Origin of the sequence: Pelagibius sp. Alg239-R121 (genome assembly GCF_947331435.1) — a bacterium.
Taxonomy (GTDB): domain Bacteria; phylum Pseudomonadota; class Alphaproteobacteria; order Kiloniellales; family Kiloniellaceae; genus Denitrobaculum.
Genome location: NZ_CAMZOF010000001.1, coordinates 103,058 through 123,722, shown reverse-complemented (window position 1 = coordinate 123,722; position 20,665 = coordinate 103,058). Strand labels below are relative to the sequence as shown.

The following is a 20,665-nucleotide window of genomic DNA, read 5'->3' as shown; positions in this document are numbered from 1 at the left end:
GATAATTCCTGCTAATCATTTACAGCTACAGGATTAGCAAGGTTAAGCAAAATGGATCTCAATCGTCTGCGTGCTTTTCAAGCCGTCTACCAGAACAATAACACCGTAGGGGCAGCACGTGCGCTTTCCGTCACCCGCTCCGCCGTCAGTCAATCGCTCAGCAAACTGGAGGCGGAAATCGGCGTGGCGCTCTTCACCCGCGCAGCGAGAGGATTGGTACCGACCTCGGCAGGACACAGCCTGTTCCGGCGCATCGATCCCTTTCTGTCGTCCTTGGAGAGTGAAGTGCGCGCAATCAAAGCTGCGGGGGAGCGTCCATCCGGTCTGCTTAAACTCGGCGCGCCCGTCGCTTTCGGCCGCTGTTATCTTCCGGCAAAGCTGGCCTCCTTCCGGGCCCGTTACCCCGAGGTCGAGTTTGCCCTTGAGCTGGGTAATCAGACGCGACTGTTGTCGCTGCTTGAGGAAGGCGAGTTGGATTTCACGATTGCCGACGTCTTCGATGACTTCAATCCCTCGCGGCTTCGATCGTCGTTATTCAGCTTGGAAACCCTGTTCGAAGAACGCATGACGCTGCTCTGCTCGCGGGATTACTACGAACAGCACGGGCTCGCAGACACAAGTTTCGAATCGCTGGCGAAGTCTGAGTTCCTGACTCATCAGAGTCAGATCTTTGATCTCAAAAGCTGGTTCCGCCATCACTTCGGCAAGGTGCCGCCAAACCTGGACATTGCGCTGACGGTTGATGACAGCCACGCCCTCGTCGAAGCCGTGAAGTTGTCCCTTGGCCTTGCGGTGTTCGGTTCGCACCTGGTTGAGCCCGAACTGCAGCGTGGCGAGTTACGCGCCGTTCTTTCCGGTCCGGCGGATGAAATCAACCGTATCTCGCTGGTCCAGTTGCTCGACAAGAAACCCTCGCTCACCGAGCGCGCCTTTGCAAAGCATCTGTTGGCCGGTTAGGGCTATTCCAGATTCAGGTCGAGGAAGAAGTCGTTACCCTTGCCGTCGATCACGATGAAGGCCGGGAAGTCTTCCACATCGATGCGCCAGATGGCCTCCATGCCCAGTTCTGGATATTCGATGCATTCGACCTTGCGGATGCAGTCCTGAGCCAGACGCGCGGCCGGGCCACCGATTGAGCCCAGATAAAACCCGCCGTGTGCGGCACAGGCCCGGCGGACCTTACTGCTGCGGTTGCCCTTGGCCAGCATGACCATGGAGCCACCGGCGGCCTGGAACTGATCGACGAAGCCATCCATCCGCCCCGCCGTGGTTGGCCCGAAGGAGCCCGATGCGTAGCCCTCAGGTGTCTTGGCCGGTCCGGCGTAGTAGACCGGGTGATTCTTGAAGTAATCGGGAAGCGGCTCGCCGGCGTCCAAACGTGCGCGGAGCTTGGCGTGGGCAGCATCGCGGGCGACGATCACTGGTCCGGTCAGCGAAAGACGGGTCTTGATCGGGTGCTTGTTGAGCTCCGTCAGGATTTCAGGCATGGGCCGGGTGAGATCGATTTTCACGACCTCGCCACCTAGCGATTCGGCATCGACATCCGGCAGATACTTGGCCGGGTTGGTCTCCAGCTGTTCGAGGAAGACGCCGTCCTTGGTGATCTTGCCCATGGCCTGACGGTCGGCGGAGCAGGAAACACCCAACGCGATCGGCAAGCTGGCGCCGTGGCGTGGCAGGCGCACGACACGCACATCGTGACAGAAATACTTGCCGCCGAACTGTGCACCGATCCCCATGTTCTGGGTCAGCTTGAAGATCTGCGCTTCCATCTCGGTATCGCGGAAGGCATGGCCCTGGTCGGAACCCTGGGTCGGAAGGCTGTCCAGGTAGCGGCAACTGGCCAGCTTCACGGTCTTCAGCGCCATTTCGGCCGAGGTGCCGCCGATACAGATCGCCAGGTGATAGGGCGGGCAAGCGGCAGTCCCCAAAGTGCGAATCTTTTCGTCCAGAAATTCGATCAGCCGATCCGGCGTCAGCATCGAAGGGGTGGCCTGAAACAGGAAGGATTTGTTGGCCGAGCCGCCGCCTTTGGCGATGAAGAGAAACTTGTAGGCGTCTTCGCCTTCCGCGTAGATCTCGATTTGGGCTGGCAGGTTGTTAGCGGTGTTTTTTTCCTCGTACATGGTCACTGGCGAGACCTGGCTGTAACGCAGGTTGCGCTTGTCGTAGGCGTCAAGCACACCTCTACCCAACGCGCTGTCGTCGCCGCCTGCTGTCCAGACCCGGCGGCCTTTCTTGCCCATGATGATTGCCGTACCCGTGTCCTGGCACATGGGCAGGATTTCACCCGCGGCGATGTTCGCGTTTTTCAACAGATCAAAGGCAACGAAGCGATCGTTTGGCGAAGCTTCTGGATCGTCCAGAATCTTGCGCAGCTGTTCCAAATGACCGGGGCGCAGCAAATGGTTGATGTCCATAAAGGCCTGCTCGGACAGCAGTCGGATCGCTTCGGCATCGACTTTTAGAATCTCTTCGCCGTTGAAGTTCTCGACGGAAACGCCTTCGTCGGAGAGTTTGCGGTATGGTGTGGTGTCTTCGCCCAGTGGAAACAGGGTCCCAAGTCCTTTGACGTCCTGGCCCACGTTGCTTGGGTTGCTGCTCATCTCTCCACCTCCGGTTCGCGCTGCGCTGTGCCTTGCATATCCGATCTGCGCCGGACTGTCCAAAGGCTATCGGGATCTCTGCGTCAAGTCTCGGTGACTGCCACAGGTTACCAGATAAAGAACACCACTGAACCAGCCAAAAGGCCACCCATGATGATGTTGAAGAGGCGCAGCCTCTTGGGTTCGCGGAGGACCTGCTGCAGGGCAACGCCCGCGACGAGCCAGAGGAAAGAACTCGGCAGAGCGGCGAGGATGAAAACCCCGCCGAGCGCGAGAGACTGAAGCAAAGCACCAGCGGCATCGGCCTGCAGGTAAGTTCCCGCGGCGCCAGCGCAAACAAGCCAGGACTTCGGATTGACCCACTGGAAGGATGCGGCACCCAGGAAGCCGATCGGTTTGGTGTTTTGGGGCTCTTGCTTGGATTGCGCCTCCGAGGGGTTTGAGCTTGCGATTTTCCACGCCAGCCACAGCAGGAAGGCTGCTCCGCCCCACTTCAAGACCTCCAAAACCCGGGGACTGTCCAGGACGACGGAGCCCAGACCGAAGGCGACCACAGCCATCATGAAGCCCATGCCCAGGACGACCCCAAAGAGACAGGGCAAACCGCGCTGCAGACCGGCATTGGCTCCGGTCGCGGTCAACAGCACGTTGCTCGGCCCGGGTGTGACGGCAGCGACAAAGGCGAAGAGGAAAAAGGCGAGCGCCTGCTCGGGAGACATTTGCTTGACCCTTCAATTGCCGGAAACGGGGGCCTAAATCCAGGGTGGATCCTCGACGGTTCGTTCATCACTGGCGTCGCCTGTGTTGAGTGTGCCAGCCGGCTCGATCATGATGATCTCGCATTCCTCTTCGGCAACCGGCAGGTGCTCGACCCCTTTTGGCACGACGTGGATGTCGCCGGGGCCAAGGGTCGCTTCTCCATCTCGGTACCTGATCGTCAGGCGGCCTTTATGAACCATAAAAAGTTCGTCCGTGTCTTCGTGACTGTGCCAGGTGAACTCCCCCTGGATCTTCGCGATTTTGATATGCAAGTTGTTAAGCTGACCAATGATCTTTGGTGACCAGCGCTCGGAAAATTTGCCGAACTTGTCGGCCAGATTTATCGTACCGGGGTCGTAAGGCATGACGGCACCTCCTATCTGATTCTGGATAAGCCACTTCGGAGTCCCATGGTCGATAAGAGAAACAGATCAAGCAGCGCAGGTCTTGAACGTTTGTGCGGGCCGAAAGGGCAGCGTAGAGCAAATGGCCGCGATTGGTTCCGCGCGGTTGCCTCTGCTCCCGGTGTCGAGCTGTTCGAGGCCTGGTTCGAAGGTCATGCCTACGACAAACACCGGCACGACACCTACGCCATCGGCCTTACCGATCTGGGCGTACAGGCTTTTGACTATCGCGGTGCTTCTCAGGCCAGTACGGCTGGAAAGGTGATCGTATTGCACCCGGATGAAGCGCATGACGGGCACGCAGGCAGTGACGAAGGCTTCGGTTATCGCATGCTGTACGTATCTCCCGTACGCGTAATTGAGGCTGTACGTCAGATTGCAGGCCCAAGGGCCAGCCTGCCTTTCGTTCCTGAGGCTGTCTCCGTTAATCCGAAGCTTGCTGGAGTGATCGGGACCGCATTTCATGACGGTTTTCAGCCAAGGCTTGAGCCGCTGGCTGCGGACAGCATGATTTTCGAGCTGGCGGAAGGCCTGCGCCAAGGTGATCCCAAGTCTGTTTCTGGAACCTCCTGTAGAAATTTTGATTTGGCTGCGCTGGAGAAGGCCAGACAATTTCTCGATGCCGAACACCACCGGGTCGTGGCATCAGCGGAACTGGAAATGGTCAGCGGACTGACCCGCTACGATCTTGCGCGCCAGTTCAGATCTGCCTTTGGCACCAGCCCTTATCGCTATTCCCTTGCGCGCCGCCTCGATTACGCGCGTTGCCGCTTGAGCCCGCAGGGATCGCTCGCTGAACTGGCTCTGGAGGCCGGCTTCGCCGATCAGGCGCACTTTACCCGAATGTTCAAATCCGCCTTTGGTCTTACGCCTTCGCGCTACGCAAAACTCTACGCAGCCTGAGAGACTGATCTGCGGGTCTTGCTGGCTTCTGCAATGTTTGTCGTTCCAGTGCGACCTCGTCTTCGTTCGCGGCAGCTGACTGCCAGAAAGAATAAGACAAAAAATATAAAAATAGACATATTATTTAAATCGTGCTCAATGAATGCATGAATCTACTATCGCAGCAATACGGCCCCGTGAGCGTCCTGATCGCCCGGCTTTTCCCCGGGCAGGTGGAGGTCGTCCTGCATGATCTTCTTACCGGCAAAATAGCGGGGATTGAGGGAAGCCTCTCCAATCGCGTTGCGGGCGATGAGTCACTCATCGACACCAAAGGCCTTGAGGCGGATGTCGATGCCTGCGACATCATCGGCCCTTATGCGCAAACCAATTGGGATGGGGAGGTGCTGCGATCCTTCACCGCGGTCGTACGGGATAGCGAAAGCCGGCCCATCGGGCTGATTTGCGTGAATATGCGCACCGCTGCCTTTTCCGCGGCTGCGGATCTCATTGCGTCCTTAAGCGTGATCGGACAGGCGCCGCACTCAAAAGCGCTGTTTGCGCAGGATTGGCGCGCAGCGGCAAATACGGTGATTGCGCAAACGCTTGCAGAGCGCGGCGTCACACTCGTCACAGCAAAGCGCGATGACAAGGTTGCGCTGATCAGAGCCCTCGAACGGGCCGGTGTTCTACAGATGCGGGGATCTCCGGAATATGCCGCCAAGACGCTCGGAATATCCCGCGCCAGTCTCTACAACCTTTTGAAAGATGCCCGTCGCAAAAAGGATCCGATGGGGTTCAAAGATTCGGTGGAGGCGGTGTAGGCCAATGCGCAATTTCGAACTCGAGACCTACTTCTCAAAATGGGAATTTACCGCCAAGCATCACATGACGGCTTCAGATGTTCAGAGTATGAGCATCGGCGCTCTTTGCGGTCTCGCGGGCATCCCAGAAGCGAACGTGTTCAAGGACCTCTGGCTTGGTTATACAGAAACCTGGGGTGCCCCTGACCTTCGCACTGCGATTGCCGCCACCTACGATCGGATGGCGCCGGAGAACATCCTCTGCTTCGCGGGCGCCGAGGAAGGCGTTTACGCCGCTATGCGCGTCCTCTTAACGCGCGACGATCATGTGATCGTGGTGGTACCGAACTATCAGGCAGCGGAAACGATCCCCCTAGACATCTGCGATGTCACCGGTGTGCCGCTCGACCCGGACAATGGCTGGCGCCTGGATGTTGATGATATCAGGCAAGCGATTCGACCTAACACAAAGCTTGTCTCGGTCAACTTTCCGAACAATCCGACCGGCGCCGTCATGCCAAAGGAGGATTATGCCGAACTCATCGCGCTGTGTCGTGAGCACGGCCTTTATCTCTTCAACGACGAAGTCTACCGGATGCTCGAACTTGACGAGACCAAATGCCTGCCGCAGGCCGCCGACGCTTATGAGAAGGGCCTTTCCCTGGGGGTCATGTCGAAGGCATATGGATTGCCCGGTCTACGGATCGGTTGGATTGCCAGCCAGGATACGGACGCTCTCTTGAAGCTGGAACGCTACAAGCACTACCTGTCGATCTGTAATTCTGCGCCGAGCGAGCGGCTCGCTGTGATCGCACTGACTGTTCGTGACAAAATTCTTGAGAGAAACCGCACATTGCTGCGACGGAACCTTGCAGCGCTGGACCGGTTTTTCGCCGACTATCCCTCGATGTTCAACTGGCGGCATCCCGATGGCGGCTGTATTGGCTTTCCCCGTTACCGGGGGCAAGGCGATGTTGAAGCTTTCTGTACCGCGCTCATCGAAGAAAGCGGGGTTCTTTTGCTGCCCGCATCGATCTACCGGTCAGAATTGATGGAGACACCGGCTGATCGCTTTAGGATCGGGTTTGGCCGGGAAGGCATAGAGGTCGGGCTCGACGCCTTTCGCGAATTTCTTGACCGCAACCATAATACGCTGTCGGTTTAGGCCGCGTTTCAGGTGTCCTGATAGGAGATTTCGAGCACTTCGATAGGCTCCCGTCCATTTGGTGTGCGGACCTCGACGACATCGCCCTCACCGGCTTTGAGCAACGCCCGGGAAATCGGCGAAATCCAGCTTACTTCGTTGAACTCGCTGCGGGCCTCGTCGACGCCCACGATGCGGATCGTGCGTTCGGCGTCATTCGAATCTGCGTAAGTGACGGTGGCACCGAAAAAGACCTGCTCGCGGTTGGTTTGGCGAGCGGGATCCACGACCTCGGCAATCTCTATCCGCTTGATCAGAAAGCGCATGCGCCGATCGATCTCGCGGAGACGCTTTTTGCCGTAGATATAGTCGCCGTTTTCCGACCGGTCACCATTGCCGGCCGCCCAGGAGACCACCTCAACCACTTTCGGGCGTTCCTCAACGCGCAGGTGCTTGAGTTCGTCCCGTAAACGCTGCAAGCCTTCGGGCGTGATATAGTTCTTAAGTCCAGGCGGCAGCGGTTCCGCCTCTTCAGGCAGGTCCTCGTCTTCGCCGTCGCTTTCTTTTGTGAAGGCTTTGCTCATGCGATTATTTTATCCCGGACTGTAAAGGCCTGCACAGCGGAATGTGATCTTGCCGGTCGTCAGGTCAGATCGGACCCGCCGGCAAAGGCTTCCAGGGTGTGTTCGAACATTTCCCGCTCCAGGTCGCGGGTAATGAAGACCAGGCGTGAGCGATGATCGTCATCCGGCCAGCTCTCCAGCTGCATCGGCGGGTGAAACATATGCTGCACGCCATGGATCACAATCGGCCCGTCGCTGTCTTCAATGTTCAGGATGCCTTTGATGCGCAGCAGATTCCCTCCGTAAAGCATGATCAGCATCTCGACCCAGGAGTTCAGGCGGTCCCAGTTCAGTGGTTCGTCGCGGGTGATGCAAAAAGCACGGATGCTGGCATCGTGACGATTTACGTCATGATGATGCCCTCCGCCGTGATTGTGTTCGTGGTGTTGCGCGGCATCTGGCGTGTCGTACGCCTCGGTTTTCAGCCAGCGTTGCACATCCAGACTCTTGGTGGTCGGGTCGTAAAGCCCGGCGTTAAAGAGAGCTGAGGGTTCAACCGCACCTTGAGCGACCGGAAGGATTGGAGCTGCTGGATTTAGTTCCTTCAACCGCAGCATCAAGACCTCTGCCGTTGCGGCATCGGCGACATCGGTCTTGGTCAAAAGAAGACGGTCAGCCACTGCAGCCTGCTTCACCGACTCGAAATGATTGTCCAGTGTGTTGCCGCCGTTGGCCGCATCGACTGTTGCGATCACTCCATCCAGGCGAAAGCGTTCGACCAGGAAAGGATCGTTCATCAGGGTTTGCAGGATCGGTGCCGGATCGGCGAGGCCCGTGGTCTCAATGACCAGTCGGTCGAAGGGTGGGACCTCGCGCCGGACGCGCTGCTTGAATAGCTTGCGCATAGTCTCTACCAAGTCGCCGCGAACGGTGCAGCACAGACAACCGCTGCTCAGCAGGACGGTATCTTCCTTGGCATTCTCGACCAGCATGTGGTCTAGGCCTATTTCGCCGAATTCATTAACGATCACCGCGACGTTCGCCATATCGGGCTGTTCCAGAAGATGGCGCAGGACCGTCGTTTTGCCGCTGCCCAGAAAACCTGTCAAAACCGACACCGGAAGGGGAGCGTCCGGGATCGCGAGGTCCTGCTCACCCAATTTGTTGAGGGATGCGTCGCTGACGGAATCGCCGCTTACTGACATTTTACGGTTCCATAACTTCGTTGCACCGTTGAGTCGTCCTGCCCGTGCTCTGCGCTGCGTAGATGATGCAGTACCCAAAAAGCCAGGGAAAGCAACAGGATGGCTCCTGCCTGATGCAAGGCGCCGAGCCAAATCGGCACCACTAGGATCAGGGTTGAAATTCCCAGCGCGACCTGTACGGCTACGCCAGCTAATAGAAGGGAAAACGCTCCTTGGGCGGCGTCCGAAAGCGCCATGCGGCGGGACCAGAACCACAGTAACAATACGGCACAGGCGCTGGCCACGGCCAGTACCCGGTGGTTGAACTGCACCGCAGCGATGTTTTCGAAGAAATTCAACAGGAATGGTGAGATCGCCGCATAATCGTCCGGGATCCAATCGCCGTCCATCAGGGGAAAAGTATTGTAAATCAGACCTGCGTTCAGGCCGGCGACGAAGCCGCCTGAAGCGATCGTCACCGTGATCAGACAGATCAATCCGATGACCGAACGCCGCAGTCCGGCCAGGTTCACGGCCGGCGATGCCGGTGGACGAGGAAGGAGGAGTCCGAATGCGACCCATAGGATGTAGGCGTAGATCGCGATGGCCAGCAGCAGATGCGCCGTCAGGCGATATTGGCTTACGTCTGTACGGTCGGCGAAGCCGCTCGCGACCATGTACCAGCCCAGGCCGCCTTGCAGGCCGCCGAGCAGAAACATCACGACTAAATGTGGAATCAGGCTTCGTTTCAGCTGGCCGCGGAGAAGGAACCAGAAAAAGGGGACGGCGAAGACCACACCGATGAGACGGCCCCAGAGGCGATGGATGAATTCCCACCAGAAGATGGTCTTGAATTCCTCAAGGCTCATCCCGGCGTTCACCTGCTGATATTCGGGGATCTGGCGGTAAAGTCCGAAGACGCGCTGCCACTCGGCATCGGAGAGAGGTGGCAGCGCCCCCATAACAGGCGCCCACTCCATGATCGAAAGCCCGGATTCAGTCAGGCGCGTAATTGCGCCAATCACCGCCATTGCCAGGATCATCGCACAGCAGACAAGCAGCCAGACGCCGACATTCCGGTCTGAGTCGCTTGAGGCAGTCTGTGTGGAAACTGACAGGCTCGCGTTCATGACTTATCTGCACCCGGCAAAACCCTGGTTACACCGCTACCGCGGCCGGGAGACAATCTAGTCCCTGCCGCGGACAGGGCCAAGTGTCCAATAGATGCGGCAATGCACTGCCGGCATCCCCCGAGGTTGCTGAGGCTGAAACTATGGCATGTGAAGTGCAGAAGCGTTTTAAAGCGTCATAAAGCGTGCCCGGGCGCCTCGCTCGATGGCGGCGGCGGGCAGGCGGCCGACCTGAAGGCGGTGGCGCAGCAGTTCCAGTAGACGCAGCTCTTCCTGGCTGACTTCGCCATCGGACGCCGCGACGTCACAGGCGAGGGCGTAGGCGGTTTCCCTCAGCTTTTCGGGCAATCCGGCCAGGATGACGTTCAGAACGCGCTCCAGACCATCGTCGTTGTTGAGTAGGACGGCGCAGTCGCGCGAAGTCTCAAGCAGTTTGCCTTCTTCGTAGTCCTGAAAGACCGGCAGATGCTTGACCACGTCGCCGATGGTCAACAGTTCGGAGTCCGTCATTTCACGGTCGGCGGCGGACACCAAGACCATGGTGTAAATCAGGGCGGCATGATGGTCGATCATATGGACGGCTCGCTTCTCTCTATACTGAAAAGGCTTGCTGATAACGCTGTGGGCAATCGTTCAAACGGAACCGCCGCTGCAAACCTGGTGGGCAGGAGGATTGTCCGGCCCTGGTCCTGTCCGCAGCGACACTGGCTATATACCGCCATCATGCGAAGTTGCAAGGGAGCGATGCAAATTCGGCACTCGACAGTTTGCTGCATGGAAGGCAGTTTCCGCGGCCATGGATGCAGTACTAAACGTCGTTTTGCCCGTTTTTGGGATTATGCTGGCCGGCTACCTTGCCGGTCGTTTCAATATTTTAGGGGAATCCAGCGGCGAAGCGCTGAATGCCTTTGTCTACTACGTGTCCCTACCCGCCTTGTTCATCGTTTCCATGTCGCGGGTCGAAGTAGCACAGATTTTCAATACCCAGTATCTCTTGGCCATTGGCGGCGGCATTCTGGGCACCTTTGGGGTGGCAATGCTGGTAGCCACCTTCGCATTTCCCAATCGAATCGGTGCTCTGGGTCTCAATGGTCTGACAGCAGTCTTCTCGAACACCGGCTATATGGGCATTCCGCTTTTGCTCCTGGCCTTCGGTGAGCGCGCAGCCTTGCCGGGCGTGATTGCGACGGTTCTGAACGGTACGGTGGTGCTGGCTCTCGCGACGGTCATCATCGAAGTCGATCTCAATCAAAAGAGCGGCGGCCTGGCAATCCTCCGCAATGCCGTCATGGGTGTCTTTTCCAGCCCCCTTGTGATGTCTGCCCTCGTCGGCCTGCTGTTTTCGGCGGCTGGCATCCCGCTCCCCGTCGCCGTCAGCGCCTTTTGTGACCTTCTGGCGGCTTCTGCGGGCCCTTGTGCCCTCTTCGCCATGGGGCTTTTCATGGTCGGCCGTTCCTTCACCGCTGGTGCGGGTGAGATATCGGTACTGGTTCTGCTAAAGCTGATCCTGCACCCGCTGCTTGCTGCCTGGCTGGCATTCGGAGTGATGGACATGGATCCGGTCTGGGCCGCTTCAGCAGTGATCATGGCGTCACTGCCAACCGGAGCTCTGGTCTTCGTTCTGGCTCAGCGCTACGACATCTATACTCAACGCTCGACGGCTACGATCATGATTTCGACGGTGGTTTCGGTCGTGACGATTTCCGCCCTGCTGAACCTGCTTCGGATCAGTTGAACGGATCCGTGTCGTCTTTACTGAAAAAGCTGCTGATTTCGTCCACCGCCTGTGCCAGTCCAACCTTTTGAGGCACCACACCCTTGGGGAAAGCACCATGCAGCCGTGACGGCATCATGGGATCCAGCAGGACAAAGATGCCACGATCCCGGTCCCGGCGGACGAGCCGTCCAAAGGCCTGCCGTAGTTTCAGGCGCACGAGCCGGTCGTCATAGGACCGTCCTCCGAACAGCTTGCGCCGCTCACGGTGTTGAATGTCGGGCCGCGGCCAGGGCACCCGATCGAAAACGATGAGTCGCAGCGCATCACCCGGCACGTCGACGCCGTCCCGCACTGCGTCCGTGCCCAGCAGGCAGGAGTCGACTTCGTCGCGGAAGATGTCGACCAGGGTGGAGATATCCATGGCATCGACATGCTGCGCGTAGAGGTCCAGGCCTGCCTGTTCCAGAGGCTCGACGAGACGCTGGCGCACGGCGCGCAGCCGCGAAATGGCTGTGAACAACCCAAGCGCACCGCCGCCTGAAGCCAGAAACAGTTCGCGATAGGCCGCGGCGACCTGGGTCAGGTCATCTTTTCGGACGTCCGAGATCACGTAGACCCTGGTCTGTTTTTCATAGTCGAAGGGTGAAGCCACCAGAGCCCGGATCGCGGGATTCTCCATGTGAAGCGCTCCGGTTCGCAGTTCCGCCGCTTTCCACATGACATCGGCTGAATCATCTTCCGATTCCTTCGAACCGCTCCCCGGTTGGTCGGTCAGGGTTGCCGAGGTGATGACCAGGCCCTGCGCGTTGCGCAGGACCGCGTCGGCAAAGGGGATGGTCGGGTCTTTCCAATGCCTGAACATCCCGACATCGATGTCGTGACCACCGTTGCGCTCGACCGCAAACCAGTCGGTGAACTCCGGTGGCGTATCGGCCTGCAGAGCATCCAGCATGGCACACCAGGCCGTAATCTGTAGCTGTCCGCGCCGCTCCAGGCTTCGGCACGAGGCTTCGATCCGGCGCCGCGTGTCGCTGTCAAGCTTGTCGGCATCGTCATCCAACCGCGCCTGCAGGCCCTTCTTCAGACCCTCCATGGGCTTCAGGACGTTGACCAAAGCCTCTTTCAGCGCCGCTGCTGCCGCCTGCAGTTCCGGTTCGGCTGGCCGTGCATCGACCTCTAGACTGTAGGGGCTGTCGTGCCCGCTGCTGCGTGCGTAGACCTGCTGGCGCACGCCCCACAGAAATTGCTCCGCGGGTCCTGTCGTCCGTCCGTCGGCGATTCTCTGATGCCACGACTCTCCAGGCAGGACGCTTGCAGCTTGTAGGGTCTTGTTGAGCAATTCGGTCAGGTCCGGATTGGCGGCAACCAGGTCCTCCAGTCTTCTCCGCAGACCACGCGCGCGGCCGGCGGAACGCCCGCTTTGCTCACCGCCTAGCAGCCAGCGGCGCAGGTCATGGGTTTCCTGTCCTGAGAGATGGGCGGCGAAAGCACTGTCGGCGGCATCGAAGACGTGATGTCCCTCATCCAGCACGTAGTGGGTGGGCAATTGGCCGTCCTCCCCCCCGCCCAGTGCTGCCTGGATCATCACGAGCGCATGGTTGGCCACGACAATTTCGGCCTGTTTTGCCTTCCTGAGATTGCGTTCGATGAAACATTTACGGTAGTGAGCACAAGCCGAATAGATGCATTCACCGCGCCGGTCGGTCAGGCCGAGGGTTTTAGCGCGGCCCAGCAGATCCGCGAGCCATCCTGGAAAGTCGCCGCCGACCATGTCGCCGTCGCGGGTCCAGGCGGCCCAGCGCGCCATCAGGCCGATGGCGACACCGTCACTGGGCCGAGCCGAAAGTCCGGTCACTGCTTCGTCGAAGTTCAGCAGGCAGAGATAATTCTCCCGCCCTTTGCGGATCACCACCCGCTCTGACTTCAAACGCGGTTCCGGGTAGAGTTTGGAGAGTTCGTCATCGAGTTGTCGTTGCAGGTTCCGGGTATAGGTCGAGATCCAGACCGGTCCCGCATTCTTTTGTGCCCAGAGGCTCGCAGGTGCGATGTAACCCAAGGTTTTTCCTGTTCCGGTCCCGGCTTCGGCAAGGACGAGATTAGGTTGCTCGGCGGCAGTACGTGGTGCGAAAGCTTGACTAACCGCAGAGGCGTAATCCGCCTGTTGTGGCCGGGCCTCAGAATCGCTGTCCAGCAGTTCAGCCAGGCGTTGGCGTGCCTCGCTCGCTGATACGGTGTCACTTCCCGGCGGCGCAGGTGGCGCCGTTTCACTCCATTCAGCGAGAAAATCCCAGACATGAAGGCCCCTTGCCCGGTGCCGCTCATCACCACTATCCATCACCTCGACGGCGGAGAGCGCCGCGGGGCCCCATCGCCAGCCGGTCCGGGCCATGGCCCAGGCGATATCACGTGCCGAAGGGTCTCGGCGGCTGCTGTGCGCTGCCAGTTCCCGCAGCAGGCCCAGGGCAATCTGCGGCAGGATGCTGGCTTCGGCATCCAGGCTGTCGGGCGTCGGCAGTCCCAGTTCGTTGGCCAAACCGCGCGGCGTCGGCGTGCAAAAGCGCGCAGGCCGAACGAAGGCAAAAAGTTCGAGTAAATCGTACGCCGGAAAGGGATCGCAACCCATGCGCCGCGCCACTGCCTTTGCATGGCACAGAATTGGGGCTTCGTTGCGTGCGCGATTGGCAGCTTCGCGCAGTGAAAGTTCACTCAACTCCCCATCCTGATCCAGCCATACGGCGCGGGTCAGGCCAACCGCCAGCATAGGAGCTGCCGGCAGCTGCAAGCCTGGTGGCTGAGGGTTGCGGTCGCTGGGCGGGGCCGCGTCGTGATTGGCGCCGCGCGCCGCAGGAACTTCATTCCTTCGGGACATGGCGCGGAGTATATCGATAGAATCCAATGCAGGTCACGGCGGAAGACAGGTCTTGGAAAGATAACCAAACCCTGCCGATGCAAAGTTGACCTCCCGGCCCCGCGCGCCTAGTTTCGCCCCACCTTTGCGGACTGTTTATAGAGAACAGCTGCTTTTTTCCAATCTACGGTCGCCCAGACCGGCTAAGCAAACGTAAGTGACGGACAATATGTCGAGCGAAAGAGAACTGGCCCTCCAGGCAAAGGCCTGGCCCTTCGAGGAAGCACGCAATCTGTTGGCGCGCATCGGTGGGAAAACGCCGGAGAAAGGCTACGTTCTCTTCGAAACCGGATACGGACCTTCGGGCCTGCCGCATATCGGTACCTTCGGCGAGGTGGTGCGGACTTCAATGGTGCGTCATGCCTTCGAGACGATCTGCGATATCCCGACCAAGCTCTATTGCTTTTCAGACGACATGGACGGCCTGCGCAAGGTTCCCGACAACGTTCCGAACAAGGAAATGCTGACCGAAAACCTGGGACGGGCTCTGACCTCGATCCCGGATCCCTTCGGAGAATATGAAAGCTTCGGACATCACAATAATGCCCGGCTACGCGGCTTCCTCGACAGCTTCGGTTTCCATTATGAGTTTCAGTCTTCGACTGAACTCTACAAGGCGGGCCGCTTCGACGATGCTCTGCGCAAGATTCTGCATCAGTACGACGAGGTCCAGAAGATTATGCTGCCGTCCCTTGGGCCGGAGCGCCGGGAGACCTACAGCCCCTTCATGCCAGTCTGTCCGAAGACCGGGCAGGTGCTGCAGGTCCCGATCCTCGAACGGCATGCGAACCGCGGAACCGTCGTCTACCGCGACGCCGATGGTGATTTGGTCGAGGTGCCGGTCACGGGCGGACAGTGCAAGCTGCAGTGGAAGCCGGACTGGGCGATGCGCTGGTATGCACTCGATGTCGACTACGAAATGTCGGGCAAGGATCTAATGGATTCGGTTAAGCTCGGTGGCCGCATTACCAAGGCCCTTGGCGGTAAGCCTCCGGGCGGTTTCACTTACGAGCTGTTCCTGGACGAGCAGGGCGAAAAGATCTCCAAGTCCAAGGGCAACGGACTGTCGGTCGAAGAATGGCTTCAGTATGCTCCGCAGGAGAGCTTGGCGCTCTTCATGTATCAGAAGCCACGCACTGCGAAGCGCCTCTACTTCGATGCCATTCCCCGCATGGTCGATGACTATCTGACCTTTGCCGGAAAGGTTAAAGAAGAAGAGCCGGACCGCAAGCTTGAGAACCCGGCCTGGCATATCCACGCCGGAAAGGTTCCTTCGGCATCTTCGCCGCTGAATTTCGGGATCCTGCTGAACCTCGCGGGTGTCTGCAATACGGAGGACAGCGCGGTTCTTTGGGGCTTCGTCGGTCGCTATGTGCCGGAGGCAACGCCCGAGAATACGCCTTTCCTGGACTCCCTGATCGGCTACGCAATCCGTTATTATCAGGACTTCGTCAAGCCATCCAAGAGCTATCGGGGTCCGAACGACAGTGAACGTGCGGCGATGGAAGATCTGCTGGCTAAACTGAAAGAATTGCCTGAAGGAACCTCGGCGGAGGATATACAGACCCAGGTTTACGAGATCGGCAAAAACCACGATTTCGCCAATCTTCGCGATTGGTTCAAAGCACTCTACGAGGTTCTGCTGGGGCAGTCACAGGGACCGCGCCTGGGCTCGTTTTTTGCACTCTATGGTCTGGATGAGAGTTGCCGCCTAATCCAGCGTGCCCTCGATGGCGAGGATCTGGCGTAAATGTTCACGGGTGTCCCGGGAGCCTGACCGCTCCCGGTCTGGGGTTTTACTTACCCTTGCAGTATTCGCAGGCCGCCTTAACGCCGGGCGGCGGCGCGGGGTGGGCTTTGTTTGCCAGTTTTTTCGAACCGCCGAAGTTATGAAAGTTCCGGCATTCCTTGCTGAACGCGGCTTGCGCATCCCTGGCATGACTGAATTTAAAAGCGTTGATGCGCTTTTTGCCGGCAAAAAGCCGCGCAAAAAAGCCAGGCTGACCGGTGCCGCGTTTGAGTTCCTTCAGCAGGGTTTTCTGCAGGTTGTCGTCGCTTCTTCCGACAATGCGGACAGCGAAGCGCTTGTTGCCCGTCATCGTACCCAAGGCAAAATTCCCCGGATTTCCGGCAACCTTGCTCTGTATCGCTTTACTATCTAAAGCAAAGGGGCCATCCATATCGAGTGACGCCACTTGGATACTCCTGTTCCAATCCCTAGACGGAGGTCTTCTCCGTCGGTTAGAGGCTGACCGCTTAATCCTGATTCAAGGAACACAGTCGAACCAGCCTCAACTTCCTATTGTTAGAGGACGATGCACGGTCTTGACGGTTTCAATAGACAGTGCTCGTTCTCAAGAGCGCTAACATCTTGGATTGTTAGTGTTCTTAGGAATGGAACCTGAGTAAAAAAGTTTAGAGTTCGGTTAATTTCCAGATATTTGTAACGTTTGTTAGAAATAAATACGCCAGAATTCAACCTCCGTGAGCCCAGTTCCAATAAAGTTCTCTCGCTTTTTGATAGATTGGACCCATCTGAAGATTTCGGTCGCCGATTCTGGTTATTGGGACAACTTTGGCGTGGTTTCCGCTGCTGAAGGCTTCATCCGCGTCCATAACCTCTTCCCAGGTAATGCAGCGTTCGTATACCGGGATGCCCGCGTCCTGTAAAAGTTTGCCCACCCGTTGACGGGTGATGCCGTTCAGGAAAGTACCGTTCGGCGCGGGCGTATGCGCCGCCCCATCCTTGGCAATCCAGATATTTGCCGTGGCGAGTTCCGCCACATTGCCAAGGCCATCAAGCACGACGGCGTTGTCGAAGCCATTGTCTAGGGCTTCACGCAGTGCTCTGCCGGAATTGGGATAGAGGCAGGCCGCCTTGGCTTGCGTCGGGGCCATACTGGGTAACGGCCGACGGAAAGAGGATAGCTGAACCCCCATTCCTTTAGGGTCCGGCATCGGTGCTTCAAACACACTAAGGCAGAAACGCGTGCTCTCCGGGTCCGGCGCTACGAATCCGGTCTCCGCCCAGAGCATGGGGCGGATGTAGAGTTCGGCGTCGGGGCTGAACTTGGAAACGCCTTCGCGCGCGATTTCCAGAATTTCACCGGCCGGGACGATCGGCTTCAGGCCGAAAGAGATGGCGGAGGCAACCGTGCGCTCGCAATGAAGATCGAGATCCGGTGTTACGCCTTCGAAGGCACGCGCGCCGTCGAAGATGACCGATGCCATCCAGGTGGCGTGTGTCATCGGACCTAAGATGGCCGGATTACCTTCCTGCCAGCTTCCATCAATGAAATGCACGGCCTTCATATATTCGTCCTCGGGTCTGGGGAACTTGTTTGCGGAAAGCTCGATCACTTCGAGCCGGCAAACGCTACCATATTAAAACCTCTTGCCAAGTCCTGTCGCTGATTTGAGGGCACAACCAAAGATTCAGCCTAGCCTTCGGATGCCGACATAAACGGAGCAAATCCTACGAAAAAGCCCGCATTTACACTGATGGGAATTGTTGATATCGCCGTTGCGGAGCCTTGCAGGCTGCTTTTACTGGCTGGCCCAGATGATACGCGACATCCAGGCGACGTCTTTATTTTGCAAAGCGGTAGAGGCCGAGGAATTGCCGACTTGCGCTAGTTCGATCCGGCGTGCGCTTTCACGAACCAGTTGGCAGATCATGATGCCGCCGCCGTGCTGTTTGATCAGCACGCGGTCGCCGCGCCGGATACTCGCGCCCGGTGACACGACGATCAGATCGCCGTCGCGGTACACGGGTTCATATCTGCTGCCGCTTATCTCGAGCGCGAAGGCGTTTCGATCTTCTATGTGCGGCGCAAGTATCTCATCCCAGCCCTCTTCGCTGGGCGCGCCTTGATGATCGAAATAACCGTCCTTCGACGATTGCAGGGTATCCAGGCTGGGAATGCGCTGCGCGATCGCGCCCGCATTTTCTTCGCCGATGATATTGACGAATTCGGCAAGGGATGCACCCGTAGCGGCGAGGATCTTTGCGATTGATTCGGTGCTCGGCCAGCGCTTTTTACCTTGGGAAGTAACACGCTTGCTTTTGTTGAACGTCGTGGGGTCAAGGCCAGCCTGTCGCGCAAGTCCCGACGGAGACAGATTATACTGTCTCGCCAGACTATCGATAGCCCGCCAGACATCGTCGTGTTTCAACATGGGAAGATTATCTTATAAATACCGTTCGCATGCAGTAGGAATAAAAGTCGCATTCCTTCATGCTGCATGTAGGGTCTTTAGGACGTTGAATCCAGCGATAAACGGGGTCGTTGTGTGTGTGAAGAAATTTAATGGATCAGGACCGGTGAATTTCCGCAGATTGCCTTGCAAAAATGATGAATTTATTCAGGGCGGGGAGGCCACAGGGTAGCCATATTCATTGCTAAAATCCGCAGGTTGCAGCTAAAACTGCTCCCCGACACACTGCACTTCCACTGAAGCATTCTGCGCCAGTCCTGAGCCAGTTAAGCTGCTTTATCTCATTAAAGTGCGGCAAACGGCACTCAAGCTGCAGGGCAGTCCTTGTTCTCAACTGTGAATGTCGAGAACGACCGCACAAAAAAAGCATCTTTGCTTACTTTTTCGGCAACGCCGGTTTGTGTGCCCCAAACAGGTCGCGCCGATGTTTGCCGTTACAGTTAACTGGTTTCGCCGAGCATTGCCCGATAAACTGTCCGCGCGAGACCGGTGCTGATGCCGCCGGCGCGGGCACCTGCAAGTATCATTTCGTCGCTGGGTTCGCTTGGGACAAGCACGAACCCCGAGTCGCCGACAGCGCCAACCGCGTCGAGTGCATTTTGGAGGGCACGGCTGCCGCGCACGTCGTTTTTATCATCTTCTCTGACTGTCATGGTCACCTCGATGGCGGTCTTTCATTTGAACGATGCTCGCTATGCTTGTGCAAGCAATGTGCCACATGGAAATTCGCCTTGTATTCGCTGCCTCCAGCGCCGAATGTTTCGCCGATGTCCAGCTTGGATCACAGACTGTTGCAATTTGCAATGCAGAATTGACCGAAAGTTGCAGATTGCAAGGATAGTAATACAACCTAACGCTGATGCTAAAAGTGAGATAAGTTTCTTATCATGTATGAAAATATGATTTTTCACATTTGTCGGCGTGAAGAGTGGGCTGCGGCCCAGTCACGCGGCTCCTATGCCGGATCGTCTCAGGATCTTGCAGATGGCTTCATCCATTTCTCGGACGCGCAGCAGGTTGAAGCTTCAGCGGCAAAGCATCGAAGTGGGCAGACCGACCTGGTCTTGTTGACCGTCGATCCGGGAGCCTTGGGAGCATCTCTCAAGTGGGAAGCCTCGCGCGGTGGAGCCTTGTTTCCGCACCTCTATAGTGATCTGCCCCTTGAAGCGGTTCGGCAGGTGGACGACCTGCCCATGGGGCCCGACGGCCGCCATCTCTTTCCTAGGTTGTCTGACTTGGTGAACGACAACCGGGAAAAGCCGCGTGAATAGCTTTCGGATTTTGGGTCCGATGTTGAGGCTCTTGAACCCTGAAACTGCACACGACCTAACGTTGTGGGCGCTTAAAAGGGGGATGAGCCCCTCGCGCCCCGACGAGAGTGATCCCGCCCTGGCCGTCACGCTGTGGAATCGGTCTTTTGACAATCCGATCGGCCTGGCGGCCGGTTTTGACAAAAACGCGGCCGTCGTCGGCCCGGTCTTTGGGCTTGGGTTTGGATTTGTCGAAATCGGCAGTGTTACGCCCCGTGCTCAACCCGGGAATCCCAAACCGCGCATTTTTCGCCTGCCGGAAGATCGTGGCGTGATCAATCGCCTGGGGTTCAACAACGCGGGCAGTGACGCGGCAGCCGAGAGTCTAAGAAAATGGCGCGAAGGGCCATTGCCTGGTCCCTTGGGGGTCAATCTAGGTAAGAACCGCGATGCCGAAGATGCGGTTGGCGACTATCTTGCCGGTGCGAAGGCGCTGGGTGGATTCGCAGACTATCTGGTGATTAACGTATCTTCGCCGAACACACCCGGCCTGCGCGCCTTGCAAGGCCGGAGCGAGCTCGACGATCTGATTGGCGCAATCAAGTCGGCGCTCCAGGAAAACTATGCCGATAAAGCGCCGCCACTGGTGCTTAAGATTGCGCCGGATCTGACCGATCAGGATATGAAGGATATCGCCGAGGTCGCACTTGAACACGGGCTCGACGGATTGACGGTTTCGAACACCACGATCACACGTCCAGATTCTCTCCGTGGCAACGACCGAGAAGAAACCGGCGGGTTGAGCGGCCGGCCGCTGTTCAACCTCTCGACCCGGGTTCTGGGGGATGTCTATCGCTTGACCGAAGGGCGTATCCCGTTGATCGGTGTCGGGGGTGTCGGCACTGGTGCCGATGCCTACGCCAAGATCCGCGCAGGCGCTTCCCTGGTCCAGCTATATTCCGCGCTGGTTTATGAAGGCCCGGGCCTGGTCGAACGCATCAAGCGTGACCTGGCCCAACTTCTGCGTCGAGACGGCTACGAACGGGTTACTGATGCAGTGGGGGCAGCGCATCGGTAAAGCGGTGACAGCCTCGCCG

General features: G+C 58.1%; 20 protein-coding genes. 8 read left to right on the top strand and 12 right to left on the bottom strand.

What is annotated here, in order from left to right:
• The first annotated feature begins 51 nt into the window (after window positions 1-51).
• On the top strand, window positions 52-957 hold the full coding sequence (locus tag QMZ18_RS00525; RefSeq protein WP_282604272.1) for a LysR family transcriptional regulator: 906 nt from the start codon (window positions 52-54) through the stop codon (window positions 955-957).
• Window positions 958-959: 2 nt separating this feature from the next.
• Here QMZ18_RS00525 and QMZ18_RS00520 read toward each other — a convergent pair whose 3' ends face one another.
• The 3 genes from QMZ18_RS00520 to QMZ18_RS00510 all read right to left on the bottom strand — a co-directional run bounded on the left by QMZ18_RS00520 (window position 960) and on the right by QMZ18_RS00510 (window position 3,730).
• Complete coding sequence (locus QMZ18_RS00520; RefSeq protein WP_282604271.1) at window positions 960-2,606, bottom strand: fumarate hydratase; 1,647 nt, start codon at window positions 2,604-2,606, stop codon at window positions 960-962.
• Between the two features lie 107 nt (window positions 2,607-2,713).
• On the bottom strand, window positions 2,714-3,325 hold the full coding sequence (locus QMZ18_RS00515) for a LysE family translocator (protein ID WP_282604270.1): 612 nt from the start codon (window positions 3,323-3,325) through the stop codon (window positions 2,714-2,716).
• Between the two features lie 33 nt (window positions 3,326-3,358).
• Window positions 3,359-3,730 (bottom strand): cupin domain-containing protein, encoded by a 372-nt coding sequence (locus QMZ18_RS00510; protein ID WP_282604269.1) that lies wholly within the window; start codon window positions 3,728-3,730, stop codon window positions 3,359-3,361.
• Between the two features lie 45 nt (window positions 3,731-3,775).
• Between QMZ18_RS00510 and QMZ18_RS00505 the strand changes: the two genes are divergently transcribed.
• The 3 genes from QMZ18_RS00505 to QMZ18_RS00495 all read left to right on the top strand — a co-directional run bounded on the left by QMZ18_RS00505 (window position 3,776) and on the right by QMZ18_RS00495 (window position 6,619).
• Window positions 3,776-4,672 carry an AraC family transcriptional regulator gene (locus QMZ18_RS00505; protein WP_282604268.1) on the top strand — a complete coding sequence of 299 codons (897 nt, stop codon included), beginning with the start codon at window positions 3,776-3,778 and terminating at the stop codon, window positions 4,670-4,672.
• Between the two features lie 146 nt (window positions 4,673-4,818).
• A complete protein-coding gene (locus QMZ18_RS00500) occupies window positions 4,819-5,475 on the top strand; it encodes a transcriptional regulator (RefSeq protein ID WP_282604267.1) in 657 nt (218 codons plus the stop codon).
• 4 nt (window positions 5,476-5,479) lie between these two features.
• On the top strand, window positions 5,480-6,619 hold the full coding sequence (locus QMZ18_RS00495) for an aminotransferase class I/II-fold pyridoxal phosphate-dependent enzyme (protein WP_282604266.1): 1,140 nt from the start codon (window positions 5,480-5,482) through the stop codon (window positions 6,617-6,619).
• 8 nt (window positions 6,620-6,627) lie between these two features.
• On the opposite strand, the gene greB is transcribed toward QMZ18_RS00495, so the two are convergent.
• From greB to QMZ18_RS00475, 4 genes are all read right to left on the bottom strand, one after another.
• Window positions 6,628-7,182: a transcription elongation factor GreB gene (gene greB, locus QMZ18_RS00490; RefSeq protein WP_282604265.1), complete on the bottom strand. Its 555-nt coding sequence runs from the start codon at window positions 7,180-7,182 to the stop codon at window positions 6,628-6,630.
• Between the two features lie 59 nt (window positions 7,183-7,241).
• Complete coding sequence (locus tag QMZ18_RS00485; protein ID WP_282604264.1) at window positions 7,242-8,366, bottom strand: GTP-binding protein; 1,125 nt, start codon at window positions 8,364-8,366, stop codon at window positions 7,242-7,244.
• A complete protein-coding gene (locus QMZ18_RS00480; RefSeq protein ID WP_282604263.1) occupies window positions 8,357-9,475 on the bottom strand; it encodes a COX15/CtaA family protein in 1,119 nt (372 codons plus the stop codon). Before QMZ18_RS00480 ends, QMZ18_RS00485 begins: the two co-directional genes overlap by 10 nt.
• A gap of 168 nt (window positions 9,476-9,643) precedes the next feature.
• On the bottom strand, window positions 9,644-10,048 hold the full coding sequence (locus QMZ18_RS00475; RefSeq protein ID WP_282604262.1) for a tellurite resistance TerB family protein: 405 nt from the start codon (window positions 10,046-10,048) through the stop codon (window positions 9,644-9,646).
• A 223-nt stretch (window positions 10,049-10,271) separates the two neighbouring features.
• On the opposite strand from QMZ18_RS00475, the gene QMZ18_RS00470 reads away from it, so the two are divergent.
• Window positions 10,272-11,210: an AEC family transporter gene (locus QMZ18_RS00470; protein ID WP_282604261.1), complete on the top strand. Its 939-nt coding sequence runs from the start codon at window positions 10,272-10,274 to the stop codon at window positions 11,208-11,210.
• On the opposite strand, the gene QMZ18_RS00465 is transcribed toward QMZ18_RS00470, so the two are convergent.
• Window positions 11,203-14,061 (bottom strand): ATP-dependent DNA helicase, encoded by a 2,859-nt coding sequence (locus QMZ18_RS00465; protein ID WP_282604260.1) that lies wholly within the window; start codon window positions 14,059-14,061, stop codon window positions 11,203-11,205. The genes QMZ18_RS00470 and QMZ18_RS00465 overlap by 8 nt on opposite strands.
• A gap of 208 nt (window positions 14,062-14,269) precedes the next feature.
• Here QMZ18_RS00465 and QMZ18_RS00460 point away from each other — a divergent pair, with 208 nt between their 5' ends.
• Entirely contained in the window at window positions 14,270-15,850 is a 1,581-nt protein-coding gene (locus QMZ18_RS00460; protein WP_282604259.1) for a lysine--tRNA ligase, read from the top strand.
• Window positions 15,851-15,896: 46 nt separating this feature from the next.
• Here the strand turns inward: QMZ18_RS00460 and QMZ18_RS00455 are convergent, their stop codons facing one another.
• The 4 genes from QMZ18_RS00455 to QMZ18_RS00440 form a co-directional block, all read right to left on the bottom strand.
• Entirely contained in the window at window positions 15,897-16,295 is a 399-nt protein-coding gene (locus QMZ18_RS00455) for a hypothetical protein (protein ID WP_282604258.1), read from the bottom strand.
• A gap of 280 nt (window positions 16,296-16,575) precedes the next feature.
• The gene (locus QMZ18_RS00450; protein WP_282604257.1) at window positions 16,576-17,412 is read right to left on the bottom strand and encodes a branched-chain amino acid aminotransferase; all 837 of its coding nucleotides are present in this window, start codon (window positions 17,410-17,412) and stop codon (window positions 16,576-16,578) included.
• Between the two features lie 234 nt (window positions 17,413-17,646).
• Window positions 17,647-18,279, bottom strand: coding sequence for a helix-turn-helix transcriptional regulator (locus tag QMZ18_RS00445; RefSeq protein WP_282604256.1), 633 nt, complete (start codon window positions 18,277-18,279; stop codon window positions 17,647-17,649).
• A gap of 479 nt (window positions 18,280-18,758) precedes the next feature.
• Window positions 18,759-18,971: a hypothetical protein gene (locus QMZ18_RS00440; RefSeq protein ID WP_282604255.1), complete on the bottom strand. Its 213-nt coding sequence runs from the start codon at window positions 18,969-18,971 to the stop codon at window positions 18,759-18,761.
• A 234-nt stretch (window positions 18,972-19,205) separates the two neighbouring features.
• Here QMZ18_RS00440 and QMZ18_RS00435 point away from each other — a divergent pair, with 234 nt between their 5' ends.
• Together QMZ18_RS00435 and QMZ18_RS00430 are read left to right on the top strand one after the other, a co-directional pair.
• A complete protein-coding gene (locus QMZ18_RS00435; RefSeq protein ID WP_282604254.1) occupies window positions 19,206-19,589 on the top strand; it encodes a DUF952 domain-containing protein in 384 nt (127 codons plus the stop codon).
• A 19-nt stretch (window positions 19,590-19,608) separates the two neighbouring features.
• Window positions 19,609-20,646 (top strand): quinone-dependent dihydroorotate dehydrogenase, encoded by a 1,038-nt coding sequence (locus QMZ18_RS00430; RefSeq protein ID WP_322097157.1) that lies wholly within the window; start codon window positions 19,609-19,611, stop codon window positions 20,644-20,646.
• The last annotated feature ends 19 nt before the right edge of the window (window positions 20,647-20,665 follow it).